Annotated in this window: 13 protein-coding genes; 4 read left to right on the forward strand and 9 right to left on the reverse strand. The window is 72.5% G+C overall.

The features are described from left to right. Positions 1-14: 14 nt before the first annotated feature. Positions 15-1829 carry an ATP-binding SpoIIE family protein phosphatase gene (locus tag DJ476_RS08455; RefSeq protein ID WP_112490214.1) on the forward strand — a complete coding sequence of 605 codons (1815 nt, stop codon included), beginning with the start codon at positions 15-17 and terminating at the stop codon, positions 1827-1829. 205 nt (positions 1830-2034) lie between these two features. On the opposite strand, the gene DJ476_RS08460 is transcribed toward DJ476_RS08455, so the two are convergent. The 9 genes from DJ476_RS08460 to DJ476_RS08500 all read right to left on the reverse strand — a co-directional run bounded on the left by DJ476_RS08460 (position 2035) and on the right by DJ476_RS08500 (position 16096). Continuing rightward, entirely contained in the window at positions 2035-2538 is a 504-nt protein-coding gene (locus DJ476_RS08460; RefSeq protein WP_103421321.1) for a hypothetical protein, read from the reverse strand. Positions 2539-2620: 82 nt separating this feature from the next. After that, the gene (locus DJ476_RS08465; RefSeq protein WP_103421320.1) at positions 2621-3319 is read right to left on the reverse strand and encodes a serine/threonine-protein kinase; all 699 of its coding nucleotides are present in this window, start codon (positions 3317-3319) and stop codon (positions 2621-2623) included. Positions 3320-3374: 55 nt separating this feature from the next. Beyond that, complete coding sequence (locus DJ476_RS08470; protein ID WP_112490215.1) at positions 3375-5888, reverse strand: Tox-REase-5 domain-containing protein; 2514 nt, start codon at positions 5886-5888, stop codon at positions 3375-3377. Positions 5889-6077: 189 nt separating this feature from the next. Next, positions 6078-7670 (reverse strand): phosphoglycerate dehydrogenase, encoded by a 1593-nt coding sequence (gene serA / locus DJ476_RS08475; RefSeq protein ID WP_070201849.1) that lies wholly within the window; start codon positions 7668-7670, stop codon positions 6078-6080. 350 nt (positions 7671-8020) lie between these two features. Continuing rightward, a complete protein-coding gene (ilvC, locus tag DJ476_RS08480) occupies positions 8021-9022 on the reverse strand; it encodes a ketol-acid reductoisomerase (RefSeq protein WP_028416506.1) in 1002 nt (333 codons plus the stop codon). Between the two features lie 114 nt (positions 9023-9136). Next, complete coding sequence (gene ilvN / locus DJ476_RS08485) at positions 9137-9664, reverse strand: acetolactate synthase small subunit (protein WP_018492340.1); 528 nt, start codon at positions 9662-9664, stop codon at positions 9137-9139. Between the two features lie 23 nt (positions 9665-9687). Further along, on the reverse strand, positions 9688-11544 hold the full coding sequence (locus DJ476_RS08490) for an acetolactate synthase large subunit (protein WP_103421318.1): 1857 nt from the start codon (positions 11542-11544) through the stop codon (positions 9688-9690). Between the two features lie 231 nt (positions 11545-11775). After that, a complete protein-coding gene (locus tag DJ476_RS08495; protein WP_112490216.1) occupies positions 11776-14592 on the reverse strand; it encodes a putative bifunctional diguanylate cyclase/phosphodiesterase in 2817 nt (938 codons plus the stop codon). 541 nt (positions 14593-15133) lie between these two features. After that, the gene (locus DJ476_RS08500; protein WP_112490217.1) at positions 15134-16096 is read right to left on the reverse strand and encodes a 2-hydroxyacid dehydrogenase; all 963 of its coding nucleotides are present in this window, start codon (positions 16094-16096) and stop codon (positions 15134-15136) included. A gap of 127 nt (positions 16097-16223) precedes the next feature. On the opposite strand from DJ476_RS08500, the gene DJ476_RS08505 reads away from it, so the two are divergent. The 3 genes from DJ476_RS08505 to DJ476_RS08515 all read left to right on the forward strand — a co-directional run bounded on the left by DJ476_RS08505 (position 16224) and on the right by DJ476_RS08515 (position 18962). Continuing rightward, on the forward strand, positions 16224-17216 hold the full coding sequence (locus DJ476_RS08505) for an aldo/keto reductase (protein WP_103421315.1): 993 nt from the start codon (positions 16224-16226) through the stop codon (positions 17214-17216). Positions 17217-17343: 127 nt separating this feature from the next. Further along, the gene (locus DJ476_RS08510) at positions 17344-18582 is read left to right on the forward strand and encodes a PQQ-dependent sugar dehydrogenase (protein ID WP_404827476.1); all 1239 of its coding nucleotides are present in this window, start codon (positions 17344-17346) and stop codon (positions 18580-18582) included. Positions 18583-18644: 62 nt separating this feature from the next. Next, positions 18645-18962: a DUF6191 domain-containing protein gene (locus DJ476_RS08515; protein WP_070201843.1), complete on the forward strand. Its 318-nt coding sequence runs from the start codon at positions 18645-18647 to the stop codon at positions 18960-18962. The last annotated feature ends 1 nt before the right edge of the window (position 18963 follow it).

The raw sequence follows: 18963 nt of genomic DNA on the forward strand, positions 1-18963 counted from the left end.
AAGTGCCTCTCCGAATGCCCCCGCGGGAAAAGGGGTACTACGTGGACCACGATCCGGGCCGGCCGGGCACCCCACTCGGTGCTGCGCTCGGCGCTCTGCCTGTCCCACGGATCCTCCGGCGGGCCGTGGACGCGGCCACGGCGATGAGGGGCACCCGCCGGCTGGAATGGCTCAACGCGGCGGGCGACCACATCGGCACCACGCTCGACCTGGACCGGACCGCCCAGGAGCTGGCGGACTACGCCGTACCGGAACTGGCCGACGCCGCCGCGGTCGACCTGCTGGACTCCCTGCTGCGCGGAGGCGAGGGGGAACGGAGCGGATCGGCCGAGGCGCCCCGGACCCGGGCCATGGCCGTGGCGCACATCGACCGGCTCCAGAATCTCGAACCGGACCCGGTGGGGGAGCTGACCACCGCCCACCCCTCCAAAGTGGCCCATCAGTGCCTGATCACGCGCCGGCCGGCGCTGGTGAGACGCATCGCGCCGGACCAGTACGAGTACATCGCCCCCACCTCGCACGCCGCCCTCGTCCTGCGCCGCGCGGGCGTGCACAGCTATCTGGCGCTGCCCCTCGTCTCACGGGGTGTCCTCCTGGGCCTCGTCGATTTCCTCCGGTCCGGAGACCGGCCGCCGTTCTCGCACGCCGATGTGGCCCTGGCGTGCGAGCTGGCGGCGAAGGCCGCGGTCTTCGTGGACAACGCCCGCCTGTACGGGCGGGAGCGCACGGCCGTCGTCACGCTGCAACGCGCCCTGCTCCCCCGGGCCGCCCCCTCCACACCGGGCCTCCAGGTGAGGTCGAGCTACCGGCCCGCCGTCGACCCCGGCGGTGTGGGCGGCGACTGGTTCGACGTGGTGGCCCTGCCGAGCGGACGCACCGCCCTCGTCGTGGGAGACGTGATGGGCCATGGGCTGGCGGCCGCGGCCACCATGGGCCGGCTGCGCTCCGTCGCCCGTACGCTCCTGGGGCTGGACATCTCACCGGAGCGGGTACTGGCCCGGCTCGACCTGGCGGCCCGCGACCTGGAGGAGGACCAGGTCGCCACCTGCCTGTGCGCCGTCTACGACCACGCCGAGCGGACGTACCGGCTGGCCAGCGCGGGTCACCTGCCCCCCTTGATGATCGACGCCGCCGGTCGTGCCGCCTTCCTGGACGTGCCCCCGGGCGCGCCCCTGGGCGCGGGGGTCATCCCCTACGACCAGGTGACGACGGAGGTGCCGGAAGGCAGCCGCCTCGTGATGTACACCGACGGGCTGATCAAGAACCGGCACGAGGACGTCGACGTCCTGCTGGAACGCCTGCGTGCGGCGGTCGACGGCCCGCCGGTCTCGCTGCCGGACAGCTGCGAGGCGGCGTGGACCAGGACCGACAGCTGCGGTGACGGGCGTTTCGACGACGCCGTCATGCTCATGACGGAGGCCCTCCCGCAGCCCGACGCGGACGTGGTGGTCTGGTCGCTCCCGGCCAACGGGTCGGCCGCCGGAACGGCACGCCGTCTGGTCCGCGCCCAGCTGGAACGCTGGTCGCTCTCCGAACTGACGGACGTCACCGAACTGGTCGTGAGCGAACTCGTCGGCAACGCCCTCCGCTACGGCGGCGGGGCGACCGGGCTGCGTCTGCTGCGCCACGACCGGCTCTGCGTCGAGGTCTCGGACATCGGGCCGGATCTGCCCCAGATCCAGCACGCCCCCCTCAGCGCCGAGGGCGGCCGCGGTCTCCAGCTGATCAACATGCTCTGCCGCCGGTGGGGCTCCTGCCGGACACCCGAGGGAAAGGTCGTCTGGGCGGAGCAGGATCTGCCCGGCGGCGGTTCCCGAGGCGGCGGGTGACCCGCGGAGTCCGCTGTCAGCCCCGCCGTCCGAACCGCCGGTTCAGCTTGACGAAGGCGAGCGCGCCGAGGAAGCCGACGATGTTGAGGACGGCGATGGCCGCGACGATCGCCCAGACGAGGTCCATGGGTGCTCCCGTGGTCTTCGAGGTACGGACTCCGAGTCGCTCACGTGCTCCGAGGGCTCCCCGAGCCCGGGACGGTCTTCAGGACAGCGCCCGGTCACAGACCAGCGCCGCCAGCACCAGGGGCGCGTCGCCGTCGCTGTGGCCGACGGTGACGGCGAGCCGGCGGACAGCGGGGGCCTCCGGGCTCCACACTGCCAGGTCGCCGTACAGGTCCTCGTCGAACAGGGCCTCGTACAGCGGGTCCACCGCCGAGCCGCCCTGCCACCTCAGCAGCGGCCCGTGCAGGGGAACCGTGGTGTGCGGGCCCAGAAGGCGGTCCAACTCCGCTGCCAGAGAGGCCAGCTGGGCCTCCGCCGCCTCCTCGGCACCGTTCCACTCGGGGGCGTACACGCCGGTCAGCGGGTCGCCCTCCCAGAGCGGGACGATACGGAAGCCGGGGCCCTGGGTGGCGGTCCACTCGCCCGTCGCCGGATCGCCCAGCGCGGTGGTGAGGCCGGTGGGCGGCAGGGGGACGGTGAGGAGTCGCCCGATCTCGGTCAGGGCCCGTCCGAGTTCGAAGGGCTCCCCCGCGCGCGAGGTCACCGTGCGCCTCCGGCCGTCGAGGGAGAGGCCGTCGCGAGACAGGCCGTTGCGGGGCGGGCCGCCGTCACGGCGCGGGCCGCCGTCACAGGACCGGCCGGTCCATCGGGCGGGGCAGCGGGGCCAGCGCCCCCGCCTCGCGCAGCCGCTCGTACGCGCGCACCACCGCCGCGCTGTCTCCGGGGGCCGCGATGCTCAACAGCTCGCCGCCGCCCGGGAGTTCCTGGCGGACCGCCTCCATGCCGTCGGGGACCAGGGCGGCGCGGGCCGGGGAGAGGTAGCCGGTGCGGCCGACGACCGGGTCGCCCATTGCGTAACCGGCCTCGTCCTCCAGCGCGTCCAGCACGTCGTCGTCGCTCACATCGCCGAAGTCCGGCTCCCAGACCCGGGCGAGGAGCGCGAGGACGTCCTCCTCGGGGACCACGGCCGCGTCCGGGGCGTGCAGGACGATCGCCAGGGACTGGAGCAGGAACTCCGGTGCCCCGCCCGCCAGTCCGCTGACCTCCGCCTCCCAGCCGGGCGTGCCCGTGCCGACCAGCCGCAGCCCGGTGCCCGTCAGATCCGACCAGTCGGCCGCGCTCTGGGCCGCCCGCAGAGCGTCGAGCAGGGCCTTCCTCTCGGGGGTGAAGGCGGTGGCGGGCCCGTTCCCGTGCACCTGGCTCCAGGCGTCGGCCGCCTGCGGGACCAGCTCCGCGAGCCCGTCCAGGGTCCGCTGCCACCGGTCGGCCAGGGCCTCGGCCGACTCCGGCCTCGGGCCCCAGAAACCCCGCACCACACGTCGCATGCTGATCCCTCTCCTCCGCGTCGCCGGACCGCTCCGGACCACCCTCGCGTGCAGGCTAACGCGGCTGCTCGTCGAAGGCTCCGGGCTTCCGGGTGCTGTCGCCGGGTTTCGTCGGCGTGTGCACCACCCGGATCGGCAGCCCCTCGTCCCGGAACGCCCGGCGCGCCGCCCTCGCCACCCCCGGGTCCGAGAAGTGCCACTCCACCGGCTTGCCGTCGGCCGCCTCCACCTGGGCCCGCGCCTCGGTCACGAACTTCTCCCTGCCGGAGGCGGTGAGCCGGCCCGCGTCGGTCTTGGAGAGGTAGCTGCCGTAGCCGTTCTTGGCCTCCAGATATGTCTGCCGGGAGGAGTCCCAGCCGTCGTACTCCACCGCCGGTCTCCCCTCGCGCGGGTGCGGTACGACGTACTCCTGGCCCCGGTTGGTGCCGGTGATCTGCTCCTGGTAGCGGAGCCAGGACTCGTTCTTCCAGTTGGGCGCGGGGTTGCGGTCCCGGCTCGCCCAGAAGCCGTCGCCCGCGTCCGCGTCGCCCGGGGTGCGGGTCCTCAGATCGTCCGCCCAGGACGGCGGGTTGTAGTTGCGCGGGTCGGAGGTGTCGTTGCGCAGCGGCTCCGGGTACTCCTTCTTCTCCAGCGCCGCCCGGCGCGCCCGCTCCGGCTCCTCCAGCCGCTTCTGCTCCAGGTGCGCGGCCCGCTCCGCCGCCCGCGCCTCGGCCGCCGCCTGCCTGGCCGCCTCGTCGCAGCCGCCGTTCGCCAGGACCACCCCGCCCGGCGCGCGGCCCGCCAGCACCCCCGTACCGGAGCCGGGAACTCCGCCGCCGGGCCCACCTCCGTACCGCACCAGCGGCGACGGCCCCGACGCGATGGCACAGCCCGTCCGCCGCGCCGCGTCCTCCGCGCTGTCGGCGGCCTCGTCCGCCTCCTTCGCCGCCTTCCGTACGCCGTCGAGGTCGCCCGCCTCCGCCGCCTGCCGGGCCCGCCGGGCGGCCGCGCCCGCGTCCCCCGCCGCGTCCGCGACCTCGGAGGCCACCTTGCCGACCTTGCCGAGCTTCCCGGCCTTGCCGACGACCTTGGCCACGTTGTAGCCGGGGATGAAGAGCGAGCCGACGTTCCAGATGACGTCGGTGACGGCCCGGGTCTTCTCCCCGTTGTTCCAGCGCTCGCGGACCTCGTCCCCGACGAAGACGTCGTCCCCGACCGTGACCACGGTGTTGACGGAGGCCCTACCCCAGTCCCAGAGGGCACCCAGGTAGTCGCCGTCGCTCCACTTGTCGCCCGCGCCCCGGGAGTCCGTGACCCACTGCTCCCCCAACTGACGTCCGTACTCCGCGAGTCCGGCCCAGGTCTCGGGCTTGAACAGGTCGATGATCCCGGAGATGTCGCCCCAGAGGCCGTCGATCACCAGGCCCTTGAAGACCTGCGTCGTACGGTCCCAGGCGCAGCCGAAGAAGCCCCAGCCGCCGCAGTCCTCCTGGTCGGCGGCTCGCTCGCCGCCGTTCCCTCCGTTCCCGCCGTCGCCTTCGGCGGAGGCCGGTACGTCGTAGGCGGCCTCGGGCTCCTCGTGGTCCTGGGCGTAGGTGTCCTCGCCGGTGCCGGGGCGGCCTTCGTCGTCGGGGCCGCCGGTGCCGCCGCCCGAGACGGTGCCGGTTCCGTTTCCGCTGCCGGTTCCGGTCGTGCCGCCGGAGTCGGCCGTTCCGGAGGTGCCGGTGGAGGCGGTGGTGTCCGCCGAACCCGTGGTGCCGGTGGTGCCCGCCGTCTCACCTCCGGCCCCATCCGTACCGCCCGTCGCGTCGCCCCCGGGCGTCCCCGTACCTCCGCTGACCGTCGAGCCCGCGTCCGTACCGCCCGAAGAACCCCCGTCCGAGGCGCCGCCGTTCGACGCTCCCCCTCCAGAGGTGCCCCCCGCCTCCACCGGGCCGCTGTCGCCGCCACCGGAGACCGGGCACGAGCTGCCGGTCAGCGAGCAGATCGCGGACTGGAGGCCCTCCGTGATCCGGCCGCCCAGGCCGCCCACCGTCAGGGCCGCGATCAGCGCGACGACGATCAGGACCAGGCCCAGGTACTCCAGCGCGGACTGCCCGCGGTCCCGGCGCCAGGTGATCATGTACGGGAGCGAGAACCTCGGCGGCTCCCCGCGCTCCCGGGGCGGCAGCCGGAACCACGCCCGGCTCCCGGCCCGGCTCAGCAGCACCAGGATGACCACGGGCAGCACGAGCTGCGTGAACCCGTCCGGCGAACCGTCCGCCAGGTTGCCCAGGCCCCCGGCGATCAGCCAGAGCTGGACGGCGACGGTCCCCCACAGCACCCGCCTGCCGCCGGTCCGCAGATGCCACGCCAGCAGAGCGCAGAGCACCCCGGGCGCGGAGGCGTACAGCAGGATGCCGAGCACCTGGGCACCCATGGCGTCGGCGGCGATCGCGGAGCCGGAGAGGCCGATCGCGCCCAGGGACGTCGCGCCGAGGAGGACGAGGAGCAGCACCCGTACGACGGCGAGCGGGCCGGGGAGGTCACGGCGTGGGGCGGCGGCCGGGGCCGGGTCGCCCGCCACGGGTATGCCACCGACAGCAGACATAGGTGATCCGACCCCCGGTGCCCATGGGCGACATGACAACGGGTCACCCTAGGGTCGGGGCGGCTCACGCGTCGTGGGCCCCAGGACCCAACCCGGGGCCCACCCCGGCGGGTTGGTCCCCGAACGCGAGCGGCTGCCGGGCGCCCCCGGTGAGGAGGCGCCCGGCAGCCGGGTGCGGTGCGGGACGGGTCAGTCCGTGAGGTTCACCGAGCGGGCCGAGGAGGCGCCGATCTCGTCCGCGATCTCACCGAGCACCGCCTGCGGGACGGTCTCGTCGACGGTGAGGACGACCAGCGCCTCGCCGCCCTCCGCGGCCCGGGAGACCTGCATGCCCGCGATGTTCAGTCCGGCCTCACCGAGGATCTTGCCGACCGTGCCGACGACACCGGGACGGTCCTGGTAGCGCAGGACGACCATGTGGTCCGCGAGGGCCAGGTCCACGTCGTGCTCACCGATGGCCACGATCTTCTGGAGGTGCTTCGGGCCCGCCAGCGTGCCGGAGACCGCGACCTCCTCGCCGCTGCCGAGGGTGCCGCGCACGGTGACCACGTTGCGGTGGTCGGGCGACTCGGAGCTGGTGGTGAGGCGGACCTCGACCCCGCGCTCCTGGGCGAAGAGCGGGGCGTTGACGTACGACACGGTCTCGTCGACGACGTCCTCGAAGACGCCCTTCAGCGCCGACAGCTCCAGCACCTTGACGTCGTGCTGGGTGATCTCGCCGTACACCTCGACGTCGAGGCGGGCCGCCACCTCGCCCGCGAGCGCGGTGAAGATCCGGCCGAGCTTCTCGGCGAGCGGCAGGCCGGGGCGTACGTCCTCCGCGATGACACCGCCCTGGACGTTGACCGCGTCCGGGACCAGCTCACCGGCGAGGGCGAGGCGGACGGACTTGGCGACGGCGATGCCCGCCTTCTCCTGGGCCTCGTCGGTGGAGGCGCCGAGGTGCGGGGTGCAGACGACCTGGTCGAACTGGAAGAGCGGGGAGTCCGTGCAGGGCTCCTTGGCGTACACGTCGAGCCCGGCACCGGCGACGCGGCCCTCCTTGAGGGCGGAGTACAGCGCCTCCTCGTCGACGATCCCGCCGCGCGCGGCGTTGACGATGCGGACCGAGGGCTTCACCTTGTGCAGCGCCTCGTCCCCGATGAGGCCGAGGGTCTCGGGGGTCTTGGGCAGGTGCACGGTGATGAAGTCCGCGACCTCCAGCAGCTCGTCCAGGCTGAGGAGCTTGACGCCCATCTGCGCGGCGCGGGCGGGCTGGACGTAGGGGTCGTAGGCGACGATCTTCATCCCGAAGGCCGACATGCGCTGGGCGACCAGGACGCCGATGCGGCCGAGGCCGACGACGCCGAGGACCTTCTCGCTCAGCTCGACGCCGGTGTACTTGGAGCGCTTCCACTCACCGTTCTTGAGGGCGGTGTTGGCCTGCGGGATGTTGCGCGCGGTGGCGACCAGCAGACCGCAGGCCAGCTCGGCGGCGGTGACGATGTTGGAGGTCGGGGCGTTGACGACCATCACGCCGGCCTTGGTGGCGGCGGAGACGTCGACGTTGTCGAGACCGACACCCGCGCGGGCCACAACGCGGAGCTTCTTCGCGGCGGCGATCGCCTCGGCGTCGACCTTGGTGGCGGAGCGCACCAGGATGGCGTCGACGTCGGCGATCGCGGGGAGGAGTTCGGCGCGGTCCGCGCCGTTGCAGTGCCGGATCTCGAAATCCGGACCCAGAGCGTCGACCGTGGCGGGCGACAGCTCTTCAGCGATGAGTACGACAGGCTTCGAGCTCACGTGAGTCCTCACAAGTCCAGTGCCGGACGGCCGTCCCGACGGCCGCAGGCGGTGGAGGGGCTAGCCGCGTGGTAGACGCACGACACTGTGGGCCCTGACGCGTATGTGTTGAGAAGTGTAGTCATGCGGAAGGCCGTCTACCGCGCCCCCGTGGAAGGATCACCCGCACGAGGGTGGACGTGGTGTACACCCGTACGGAAGAACTCCTTCCGCTGACTTCCGGACGCCCGGCTCCCGGCCGCTCGGCTTCCGGACACCTGACCTCCGGCCGTTCGGCTTCCGGGCCCCTCGGCTTCCGGACGTTACGGAGCGGGGCGGGCCCTTGCCGGACCCGCCCCGCTCCCCGAGGCCTAGGCCTCCTCGTCGTTCACCCAGCTCATGAGCTTGCGCAGCTCACGGCCGGTGGTCTCCAGCAGGTGGTCGCCGTCGGCCTTCTTGTACTCGTTGTACTTGGGCAGACCGTTGTGGTACTCGGCCATCCAGTTCTTGGCGAAGGTGCCGTCCTGGATCTCGGCGAGGACCTTCTTCATCTCGGCCTTGGTGGCGTCGGTGATGATCCGCGGGCCGGTGACGTAGTCGCCCCACTCGGCGGTCTCCGAGATGGACCAGCGCATCTTCTCCAGGCCGCCCTCGTACATGAGGTCGACGATGAGCTTCAGCTCGTGCAGGCACTCGAAGTAGGCGATCTCCGGCTGGTAGCCCGCCTCGGTCAGCGTCTCGAAACCGGCCTTCACCAGGGCGGCGGTGCCACCGCAGAGGACGGCCTGCTCACCGAAGAGGTCGGTCTCGGTCTCCTCGGTGAAGGTGGTCTTGATGACGCCGGCGCGGGTGCCGCCGATGCCCTTGGCGTACGACAGCGCCAGCTCCAGGCCCTTGCCCGTGGAGTCCTGCTCGACGGCCACGATGCAGGGGACGCCGCGGCCCTCCTCGTACTGGCGGCGGACCAGGTGGCCGGGGCCCTTGGGGGCGACCATGCAGACGTCGACGTCGGCCGGGGGCTTGATGAAGCCGAAGCGGATGTTCAGGCCGTGGCCGAAGAACAGCGCGTCGCCGGCCTTCAGGTTGTCCTTGACGGACTCCTCGTAGACCTGGGCCTGGATCGGGTCCGGGACGAGGATCATGATGACGTCGGCCTCGGCGGCCGCCTCGGAGGGGGTCACCACGCGCAGGCCCTGCTCCTCGGCCTTGGCCTTGGACTTCGAGCCCTCGTGCAGACCGACGCGGACGTCGACGCCGGAGTCACGGAGCGACAGCGCGTGGGCGTGGCCCTGGCTGCCGTAACCGAGAACCGCGACCTTGCGGCCCTGGATGATGGACAGGTCGGCATCGTCGTCGTAGAACAGCTCGGCCACTGGGTCTTCTCCTTGGTGTGCAGGTGTTGCGTCCCACCGTACGGCGGGGGCGTCGGGTTCGTGTTCGGGTCTCGCCATGCGAGCGGCGCGCGGCGGCGCCGGTCCCGTCGCGGGTCAGGCGGAACGGTCGAGGGCGCGCAGGGAGCGGTCGGTGATCGAGCGCGCGCCACGCCCTATGGCGATGGTGCCGGACTGGACCAGCTCCTTGATGCCGTACTGCTCCAGCATCTTGAGCATCGCCTCCAGCTTGTCGGCCCCTCCGGTCGCCTCGATCGTGACGGCGTCCGGGGAGACGTCGACGGTCTTGGCGCGGAACAGCTGGACGATCTCGACGATCTGGGAGCGGGTCTCGCTGTCGGCGCGGACCTTCACCAGGACGAGCTCCCGCTGGATCGCGGCGGCGGGCTCGAGTTCGACGATCTTCAGGACGTTGACCAGCTTGTTGAGCTGCTTGGTCACCTGCTCCAGGGGCAGGTCCTCGACATTCACGACGATGGTGATGCGGGAGATGTCGGGGTGTTCGGTGGTGCCGACGGCGAGCGAGTCGATGTTGAAGCCGCGGCGGGAGAACAGGGCGGTGATCCGGGCGAGGACACCGGGCTTGTTCTCGACCAGGACGGAGAGCGTGTGCTTTTCGGACATGGGAGTCGGTCTCTCTCTGTCTCTCAGTCGTCTTCGTTGTCGCCGAAGTCGGGGCGGACGCCGCGTGCGGCCTGGACCTCGTCGTTGGAGGTGCCGGCGGCGACCATCGGCCAGACCATGGCGTCCTCGTGGACGATGAAGTCGACCACGACGGGGCGGTCGTTGATGGAGTTGGCCTCTTCGATGACCTTGTCCAGGTCGGCCGGGTCCTCGCAGCGGATGGCGTAGCAGCCCATGGCCTCGGAGAGCTTGACGAAGTCCGGGACGCGGGTGCCCTTGGCGGGAACGCCGTCCGTGTCCGCACCGGAGTGCAGGACGGTGTTGGAGTAGCGCTGGTTGTAGAAGAGGGTCTGCCACTGGCGGACCATCCCGAGGGCGCCGTTGTTGATGACGGCGACCTTGATCGGGATGTTGTTGAGCGCGCAGGTGGTCAGTTCCTGGTTGGTCATCTGGAAGCAGCCGTCGCCGTCGATGGCCCAGACCGTGCGGTCGGGGGCTCCGGCCTTGGCGCCCATGGCGGCCGGGACCGCGTATCCCATCGTTCCGGCGCCGCCGCTGTTGAGCCAGGTGGCGGGCTGCTCGTAGTCGATGAAGTGGGCGGCCCACATCTGGTGCTGGCCGACGCCCGCCGTGAAGATCGTTCCTTCGGGGGCGAGCTTGCCGATCCGCTGGATGACCTGCTGCGGGGAGAGGCTGCCGTCCTCGGGCAGGTCGTAGCCGAGAGGATAGGTGTCGCGCCAGCGGTTGAGGTCCTTCCACCAGGCGCTGTAGTCGCCGGTGTGGCCCTCGGTGTGCTCGGCCTGGACGGCCTGGACCAGGTCGGCCAGGACCTCGCGGGCATCGCCCACGATCGGCACGTCGGCCGCGCGGTTCTTGCCGATCTCGGCCGGGTCGATGTCGGCGTGGACGATCTTGGCGTACGGGGCGAAGCTGTCCAGCTTGCCGGTGACGCGGTCGTCGAAGCGGGCTCCGAGGGCGACGATCAGGTCGGCCTTCTGCAGCGCGGTGACGGCGGTGACCGCACCGTGCATGCCCGGCATCCCCACGTGCAGCGGGTGGCTGTCGGGGAAGGCGCCGAGCGCCATCAGGGTGGTGGTGACGGGCGCTCCGGTCAGCTCCGCGAGGACCTTCAGCTCGGCGGTGGCCCCGGCCTTCAGGACGCCGCCGCCGACGTAGAGCACGGGGCGCTTGGACTGGGTGATCAGCTTGGCGGCCTCACGGATCTGCTTGGCGTGCGGCTTGGTCACCGGGCGGTAGCCGGGCAGGTCCTGGGCGGGCGGCCAGCTGAAGGTGGTCTGCGCCTGGAGGGCGTCCTTGGCGATGTCTACGAGGACCGGGCCGGGGCGGCCGGTGGCGGCGATGTGGAAGGCCTCGGCGATGGTGTGCGCGATGTCCTCGGCCTTGGTGACCAGGAAGTTGTGCTTGGTGATCGGCATCGTGATGCCGCAGATGTCGGCTTCCTGGAAGGCGTCGGTGCCGATCGCCTTGGAGGCGACCTGGCCGGTGATCGCGACGAGCGGCACGGAGTCCATGTGCGCGTCCGCGATCGGGGTGACCAGGTTGGTGGCGCCGGGGCCCGAGGTGGCCATGCAGACGCCGACCTTGCCGGTGGCCTGCGCGTACCCGGTGGCGGCGTGGCCGGCCCCCTGCTCGTGACGGACCAGGACGTGCCGGACGCGGGTGGAGTCCATCAGCGGGTCGTAGGCCGGGAGGATGCAGCCGCCGGGGATGCCGAACACCGTGTCGGCACCGACTTCCTCAAGAGCGCGGATGAGGGACTGCGCGCCCGTGAGGTGTTCGACGGTGACGGACGGCTGTCCGCCGGTACGGGCGCGCGGCTGCGGGTGGTGGGCCCCGGTGGCCTGCTCGGTCATCGGCATTCTCTTCTCGAAGCTGAGGGTGTTCGCGGGTGGTTTTTCGCGGGTGGTTTACAGCGTTTTGAGAGGTTCAGTGCAACAAAAAACCCCTCGTGCCGTGAGGCAAGCGAGGGGAGCGCGCCGGGTGCGGTCCGCGGAGTGTCGTGGAGTGACTCCGCTTCAGCCGACGCGCTTTCCAAGTACGAGAATTCGGGTGCGCATGGCATTGACCCTCTCTCCGGCACGCATGACGTGTCAAGTGGGTGGGACAGGCGTCTCAGCATGTGATCCGGTGAGCAGGGGGATCGAGCCGCCCGCCATCACCGTACGGGGGCCCGGGACGCCCGGCACGGGGAATTGTCCGCGCACCAGGGCGCGGCGCAGCCGGTACTCGTCGAGCGGGCCGGAGAAGGCCATCCCCTGGCCGTGGGTGCAGCCCATGGCGCGGAGGGCGAGGACCTGCTCGGGGACGTCGACGCCGTCCGCGACGGACTGGAGGCCGAGGTCGCAGGCGATGCGCAGCAGCCCGCTGGTGATCTTGTGCAGCCTGGCCGATTCCACCACCCCCTCGACCAGGGTGCGGTCGAGTTTCAGTACGTCGATGGGGAGGCGGCGCAGGGCGTTGATCGCGGCGAACCCGCTGCCGAAGCCGTCGAGGGCGATCCGGACGCCGAGGCGGCGCAGGGCCACGAGGCGCTGCTCCAGCTCGTCGAAGGAGATCCGGGGATCGCTGTCGGCCACCTCGATCATCAGGGCGCCCGAGGGCAGCCCGTGCCGGGTCAGCAGCGCCTCGATGGAGCCGAAGGGCAGGGCCTTGTCGAGCAGCCGGGTGGCGGAGAGCCGCACGGAGACGGCGGCGGGGTGACCGGCCCTGGCCCGGTCGGCGGCCTGTTTGACGGCCTCCTCCAGGAGCCAGCGGCCCAGCTCGGCGGTGCGGTCGTCGTCGCCGGTGACCCGGAGGAACTCGGCGGGGGTGAACAGGATGCCCTGGGCGGAGCGCCAGCGGGCCTGGGCGGCGACGGCGGCGACGGAGCCGCTGGCGAGGTGGACGACCGGCTGGTGCAGCAGGGCGAACTCGCCCTCGCGCAGGGCGGTGCGCAGCCGGGTGGCCAGCTCGGAGCGGCGTACGACGTCGGCCTGCATCTGGGGGGCGTACAGCTCGACCCGGTCCTTGCCGCCGGCCTTGGCGCGGTACATCGCGAGGTCCGCGTTGCGCATGAGGTCGGTGGGGGTGATGGCGGGCTCGGCGAAGGCGACGCCGATGGAGGCGGCCACCCGGACCTCGCTGGGGCCGATCCGGTAGGGCTGGGAGAGGGTGAGGCGGAGCCGGTCGGCGATCTCGTGGACCTGGTACTCCCGGGCAGCCTGGTCGCGGGTGCCGTCGCCCATGATGAGGGCGGCGAACTCGTCGCCGCCGAGGCGGGCGGCGGTGTCCCCGGCCCGGACGGACTCCTGGAGGCGGCGGGCGGCCTGGATGAGCAGTTCGTCGCCGGCCTGGTGGCCGATGGTGTCGTTGACGGCCTTGAAGCCGTCGAGGTCGATGAAGAGCACGGCGGTGCCGGAGTCGCCCGCGCGACGGCCGGTGAGGGCCTTGCGGACCCGGGCGGTGAACAGGGCCCGGTTGGGCAGGTCGGTGAGCGGGTCGTGCTCGGCGTTGTGCTGCAACTGGGCCTGGAGCCTGACCCGTTCGGTGACGTCGCGGCTGTTGAGGAGCAGGCCGCCCTGGTGGCGGTTGACGGTGGACTCGACGTTGAGCCAGTCGCCGGTGCCGGAGCGGAAGCGGCACTCGATGCGGGTGGTGGGCTCCTCGTGGGGTGGTGCGGCGAGGAAGCGGCGCACCTCGTGGACGACCCGGCCCAGGTCGTCGGGGTGGATGATCGAGGACAGCTCGGCGCCGACGAGGTCCTCCGCGTCGCGCCCGTAGACCCCGGCGGCTGCGGGGCTGACGTAGCGGAGGGTGCCGCTGGGGGCGGCGATCATGATGACGTCGCTGGAGCCCTGCACCAGGGAGCGGAAGTGGTTCTCCTTCTGGGCCAGTTCCTGGGTGAGGGAGATGTTGTCCAGCAGCATGATGCCCTGGCGGACGACGAGGGCGAGCACGACCGTGCAGCCGGTGAAGATGACGACCCGGTCGACCCGGCGGCCGTCGACCACGTTGTACAGGATGCCCAACGTGCAGACGGCGGCGGCGAGATACGGGGTCAGCGCGGCCAGCGACCCGGCGATGGGGCGGCTGGCGGTGCGCGGGGGTCCCGGGCGGTCGCTGCCGGGCCGACGGCGTACGCCCCAGGGCGCGTAGGCCAGGAGGAGCGAGCCGGCGAACCACCCGGCGTCCAGCAACTGGCCCGAGTGGTACGTGGAGCGCAGCAGCGGCGAGGTGAAGACGGCGTCGCACAGGACGGTCAGCGCCAGGGCGGCGATGGCGGTGTTGACGGCGGAGCGGTTGGCGCCGGAGCGGCGGAAGTGGAGTGCGAGCACCATGGAGACGAGGACGATGTCCAGCAGCGGATAGGCGAGCGAGAGCGCCGCCGGGCCCACGCTGGCCTCCTGGACGCCCGCCATGTGCGCGGCGTGCGCGAGGGCGAGGCTCCAGGCCAGGGTGAGCAGGGAGCCGCCGATCAGCCAGGCGTCCAGGGCGAGACAGACCCAGCCGGCCCGGGTGACCGGGCGTTTGGCGAGGACGAGCAGGCCGACGATGGCGGGCGGCGCGAAGCAGAGGAAGAAGGCGTCGGCCAGGGACGGGGTGGGCACGGGGACGCCGAGCACCACCTCGTACCACCCCCAGACGGCGTTCCCGCACGCCGCCATGAGGGAGGAGAGTGAGAAGAGCAGCCAGGCGGGGCGGTACCGGCCGGCGCTCACCCGGGCGTAGAGGAAGCAGGAGACGGCGGCCACCAGTGCGGCGGCGGCGAGGCCGAAGTCGCCCATGAAGCGGGCCAGTTCCGGCGAGCCCCAGCCGACGGCGGCGCCGACGGAGTATCCGGCGCAGACCAGGCCGAGCAGGATCCGGGCGCGGAGCCCGGTGGAGCCGGCGGCGGTCCGCGGCGAGAGCCAGGTCCCCAGGACGCTCACCGGAGCGCTCCCCGTCCCGGGCCGGGCAGTCCGGGGCGCGCGGGGGCCTGCCGGGCGGACAGCCCCGGACACACCGGGGCCTCCCGCACGGGCGGCACCGCCCGCACGGCCACCGGCTTCGGAGCCCGTACGGCCTTCGGGGCCCGTACGACGACCTTCGGAGCCCGTACAACCGGCCTCTCCGGCGCCGCGGTTCGCACGGTCGGCCGCGCGGCCGGCGAGGCGGGCATCCGCCCCGGACGCCGCCGCCTCAGGTGCGTTTCCAGCCACCCGCGGGCGGAGCTGCCGGGCAGCGCCGATGTCCGCCGCACGCCGTTCGGCGGCCTCGGATCGTCTCTCCATGGCCAGCACATCGCCCGTCGCCCCCTCGCGTTCCGCTGCTCCCCCCGCGCCGCCCCTGCCACGGCGCAGCCCTCCGGTGCGGACGATACACCAGGTTCGTCACTCAGGGCCATAGCTTCTCTACGCTCCGTGACGAAATGCGAGGTAGGCGGCCCCCTCCGCCTGCGAATCACGCTTCGGCGGGGCCGCCCGGGGCGCCTCAGCCGGTGGTGCTGACGACGTTCACCACCGGCTCGCCGGCCGCGAAGCGGGTGAGCTGTGCGGCCAGCAGTCGCTTGGCACGCGGTTCGAACGCCGAGGTGCTGCCGCCCACATGAGGCGTGATCAAGACATTTGGAGCATGCCAGAGAGGATGGCCGGACGGCAGCGGTTCCGGGTCGGTGACGTCGAGCGCCGCCCGCAGCCGTCCGGATTCCAGTTCGGTCAACAGGGCCTTGGTGTCCACGACTCCGCCCCGGGCGACATTGACGAGGAGGGCGCCGCCCCGCATCGCGGCGAGGAACTCGGCGTCCACCAGCCCCTGCGTGGAGGGGTTCAGCGGGGTGGAGAGGACCACGACGTCGGCCTCGGGCAGCAGGGCCGGGAGGTCGTCGAGCGTGTGTACGGGACCGCGCTCGGTGGTCCGGGCGGAGCGCGCGACGCGTGCGACCCGCGCACACTCGAAGGGCGCGAGCCGGTCCTCGATGGCCGAGCCGATGGAGCCGTACCCGACGATGAGGACGGACTTGTCGGCGAGCGCCGGATAGAAACCGGACCGCCACTCCTCGTTCTCCTGGCCGTGGACGAAACCGGGGATGCCGCGCAGGGAGGCCAGGATCAGGGCGAGCGTCAGCTCGGCGGTGGATGCCTCGTGGACGCCCTTGGCGTTGCAGAGGCGTACGCCGGGGCGCAGCAGGCCGAGGCCGGGCTCCACGTGGTCGATGCCCGCCGAGAGCGTCTGCACGACCTGGACGGCGCTCATCGCGCCCATGGGCCGTACGGCGATCTCGGAACCCTTCATGTACGGGACGACGTAATACACGCAGTGCGCGGGATCGCCCGGGTACTCCGGACCGCCGTCCCAGAAGAGGTAGTCGAACCCGTCGGGCAGTCCGTCGATCTCGTCGGCCGGAAAGGGCAGCCACACAGCGGCACGCGTCGCGCCGGAAGTCGTCGCAGTCATGGTCAGGAGGCTATGCGACGGGTGTGCGAGTACTCCAGGACGGCGGATGGCGGAGGCGGTCCGGCCAGAGGTTAGTTTGGGTGCGGTACGGCCCCGTGACTGCGGGAACGAGGAAAGGCCAGGGGAGTTGGAGCGCAGGACTATCGGGGCGGCGGGGCTCGCTGTGGGCGCGGTCGGTCTGGGCTGTATGCCGATGAGCTGGGGGTACAGCGCCTCGCAGCGGCACGGCGACCGTTCGGTGCGCACGGTGCACGCGGCGCTCGACGCGGGCGTCCGGCTGCTCGACACCGCCGACATGTACGGGCCGTTCACCAATGAGCTGCTGGTGGGCCGGGCGGTCAAGGGGCGGCGGTCCGAGGCGTTCCTCTCCACCAAGTGCGGGCTCCTGGTGGGTGATCAGCACATCGTCGCCAACGGCCGCCCCGGTTACGTACGGCGGGCCTGCGACGCCTCGCTGCGGCGGCTCCAGACCGATGTGATCGACCTCTACCAGCTCCACCGGGCCGACCCCGAGGTGCCCGTGGAGGAGACCTGGGGGGCGATGGCGGAGCTGGTGACGGCGGGCAAGGTCCGTTCGCTGGGGCTCTGCGCCGTGGGGGCGCACGCCCCGCGCAGGTCGGGGGCCGGGCCGTTTGCGGGAACGATCCGGCAGTTGGAGCGGATCCAGCAGGTCTTCCCGGTCAGCGCCGTGCAGGCGGAGCTGTCGGTCTGGGCGCCCGAGGCGCTGGAGGAGTTGCTGCCCTGGTGTGCGGCGCGCGGGGTCGGGGTGCTCGCCGCGATGCCGCTGGGCAACGGCTATCTGACCGGGACGCTGAAGCCGGGGCAGGGGTTCGAGCCGGACGACCTGCGGGCCCGGCACCCCCGGTTCACGGCCGAGATGATGGCGGCGAACCAGCCGGTGGTGGCCGGTCTGCGGCGGATCGCGGAGCGGCGCGGGGCGAGCGTGGCCCAGGTGGCGCTGGCATGGGTGCTGCGGCAGGGCCCGCACGTGGTGCCGGTGCCGGGGGCGAAGCGGGAGCGGTGGGCGGTGGAGAACGCGGGGGCCGCCGATGTGGTCCTGGACGACCGGGACCTGGCGGAGATCGCCGGGCTGCCGCCGGCCCGGGGATCCTGGGACTGAGGCCGCGCGCCCGGCGGGAGCGGGCGGGAGAATGGCCGGACCGGGAACTCCGGGCGCCGCCGCGAGGTAGGAACGGGTAGCAGGTAGTACGGGCAGAGTTCAGGCAGCCGTCGAAAGGATCGGTCCAGTGCGCGGTGCTGTGTTCGGAGCTGTTCAGTCCCCCGGGGGGCGCGGAGCCGTCCGGTCCCCCGCGGTGCGCAAGGGGGTGGTGGCCGCGCTGGCGACGGCCTCGCTGCTCCTGTCGGCCGCGTGCTCCTCGGGCGGGGCGGAGGGCGCCTCCTCCGGTACGGGCACCGCCTCGCCGACCGCCCCGCAGGGCTCCGGCTCCCCCTCACCGGGCACGTCGGCCGAGCTGCCGCCCGCCAAGGGTTCGGCGAAGGTCGTCTCGACGCTGACCGAGGGGCTGAAGTCGCCCTGGGGGCTGGCCGCGCTGCCCGGCGGTGATCTGCTGGTCGCCTCGCGCGACGAGGGCACGATCCACCGCATCGACGGCGAGAGCGGGAAGCAGACGCTGCTGGGCTCGGTGCCCGGGGTCTCCCCCGCCGGTGAGGGCGGTCTGCTGGGGCTGGCGGTCCCCTCGACGTTCGCGGCGGACGGGCGGGTGTACGCCTACCTGACCACCACCTCGGACAACCGGATCGTCCGGATGAACTACGACGAGAAGCGCCCGGAGGGGCAGCAGCTGGGCGCCCCGGACACCATCCTGCGCGGCATCCCCAAGGGGAACATCCACAACGGCGGCCGGATCGCGTTCGGCCCGGACAAGATGCTGTACGCGGGCACCGGCGAGGCCGGGGAGACGGAGCTGTCCCAGGACAAGGAGTCGCTGGCGGGCAAGATCCTGCGGATGACCCCGGACGGGGAGCCGGTGCACGGCAACCCGGAGGCGGACTCGGTGGTGTATTCGTACGGGCACCGCAATGTGCAGGGGCTCGCCTGGGACGCGCAGAAGCGGCTGTGGGCGGCCGAGTTCGGCCAGAACACCTGGGACGAGCTGAACCTGATCGAGCCCGGCGGCAACTACGGCTGGCCCGAGGCCGAGGGGAAGGAGGGCAAGGACGGGTTCATCGACCCGGTGGCCCAGTGGAAGACCTCCGAGGCCTCGCCCAGCGGTATCGCGTACGCGGAGGGCTCGATCTGGATGGCGGGGCTGCGCGGTGAGCGGCTCTGGCGGATCCCGCTCTCCGGTGACCGGGCGAAGGAACCTTTGGCGGACCCCCAGGCGTTCCTGGAGGAGAAGCACGGCCGGCTGCGCACCGTGGTGAGCGCGGGCGGCGACCGGCTCTGGCTGGTCACCAGCAACACGGACGGCCGGGGAGAGCCGAAGCCGGGAGACGACAGGATCCTGCTGGTCGAAGTGGGGTAGGCGGAACCCCTGGCCCCGTCCGCCGGGCACCACCCGCGCACCATGCCGGAGGGAGCACGACCGTGTTCAATTTCTTCGAGGAACTCTTCGCCCCGGGCCGCAAGCATGTGGCCGAGGAGCAGAAGCGGCTGGAGCTGAGCCGGGTGGACGTGGCGGCCGGGGACCCGGCCCGCGGCCCGATAGACCTCACCTCCGGCAGGGTGACGGTCCGCGCACCGGAGTGCGAGGGCGGTTCGGCGCCCGGCCACATGCGCGAGGCGCCCCTGGAGCAGGACGCCGTCCTCACCCCACGCCCCCGCCTGGTCACGGAGCCGGCGGACGGCCGCGTGACGGGCGGGGAGGGCGGCGGGGACGGCGACGGGTCGCCACCCGGGCACTGAC

It is taken from the genome of Streptomyces bacillaris (assembly GCF_003268675.1).
Lineage (GTDB): Bacteria > Actinomycetota > Actinomycetes > Streptomycetales > Streptomycetaceae > Streptomyces > Streptomyces bacillaris.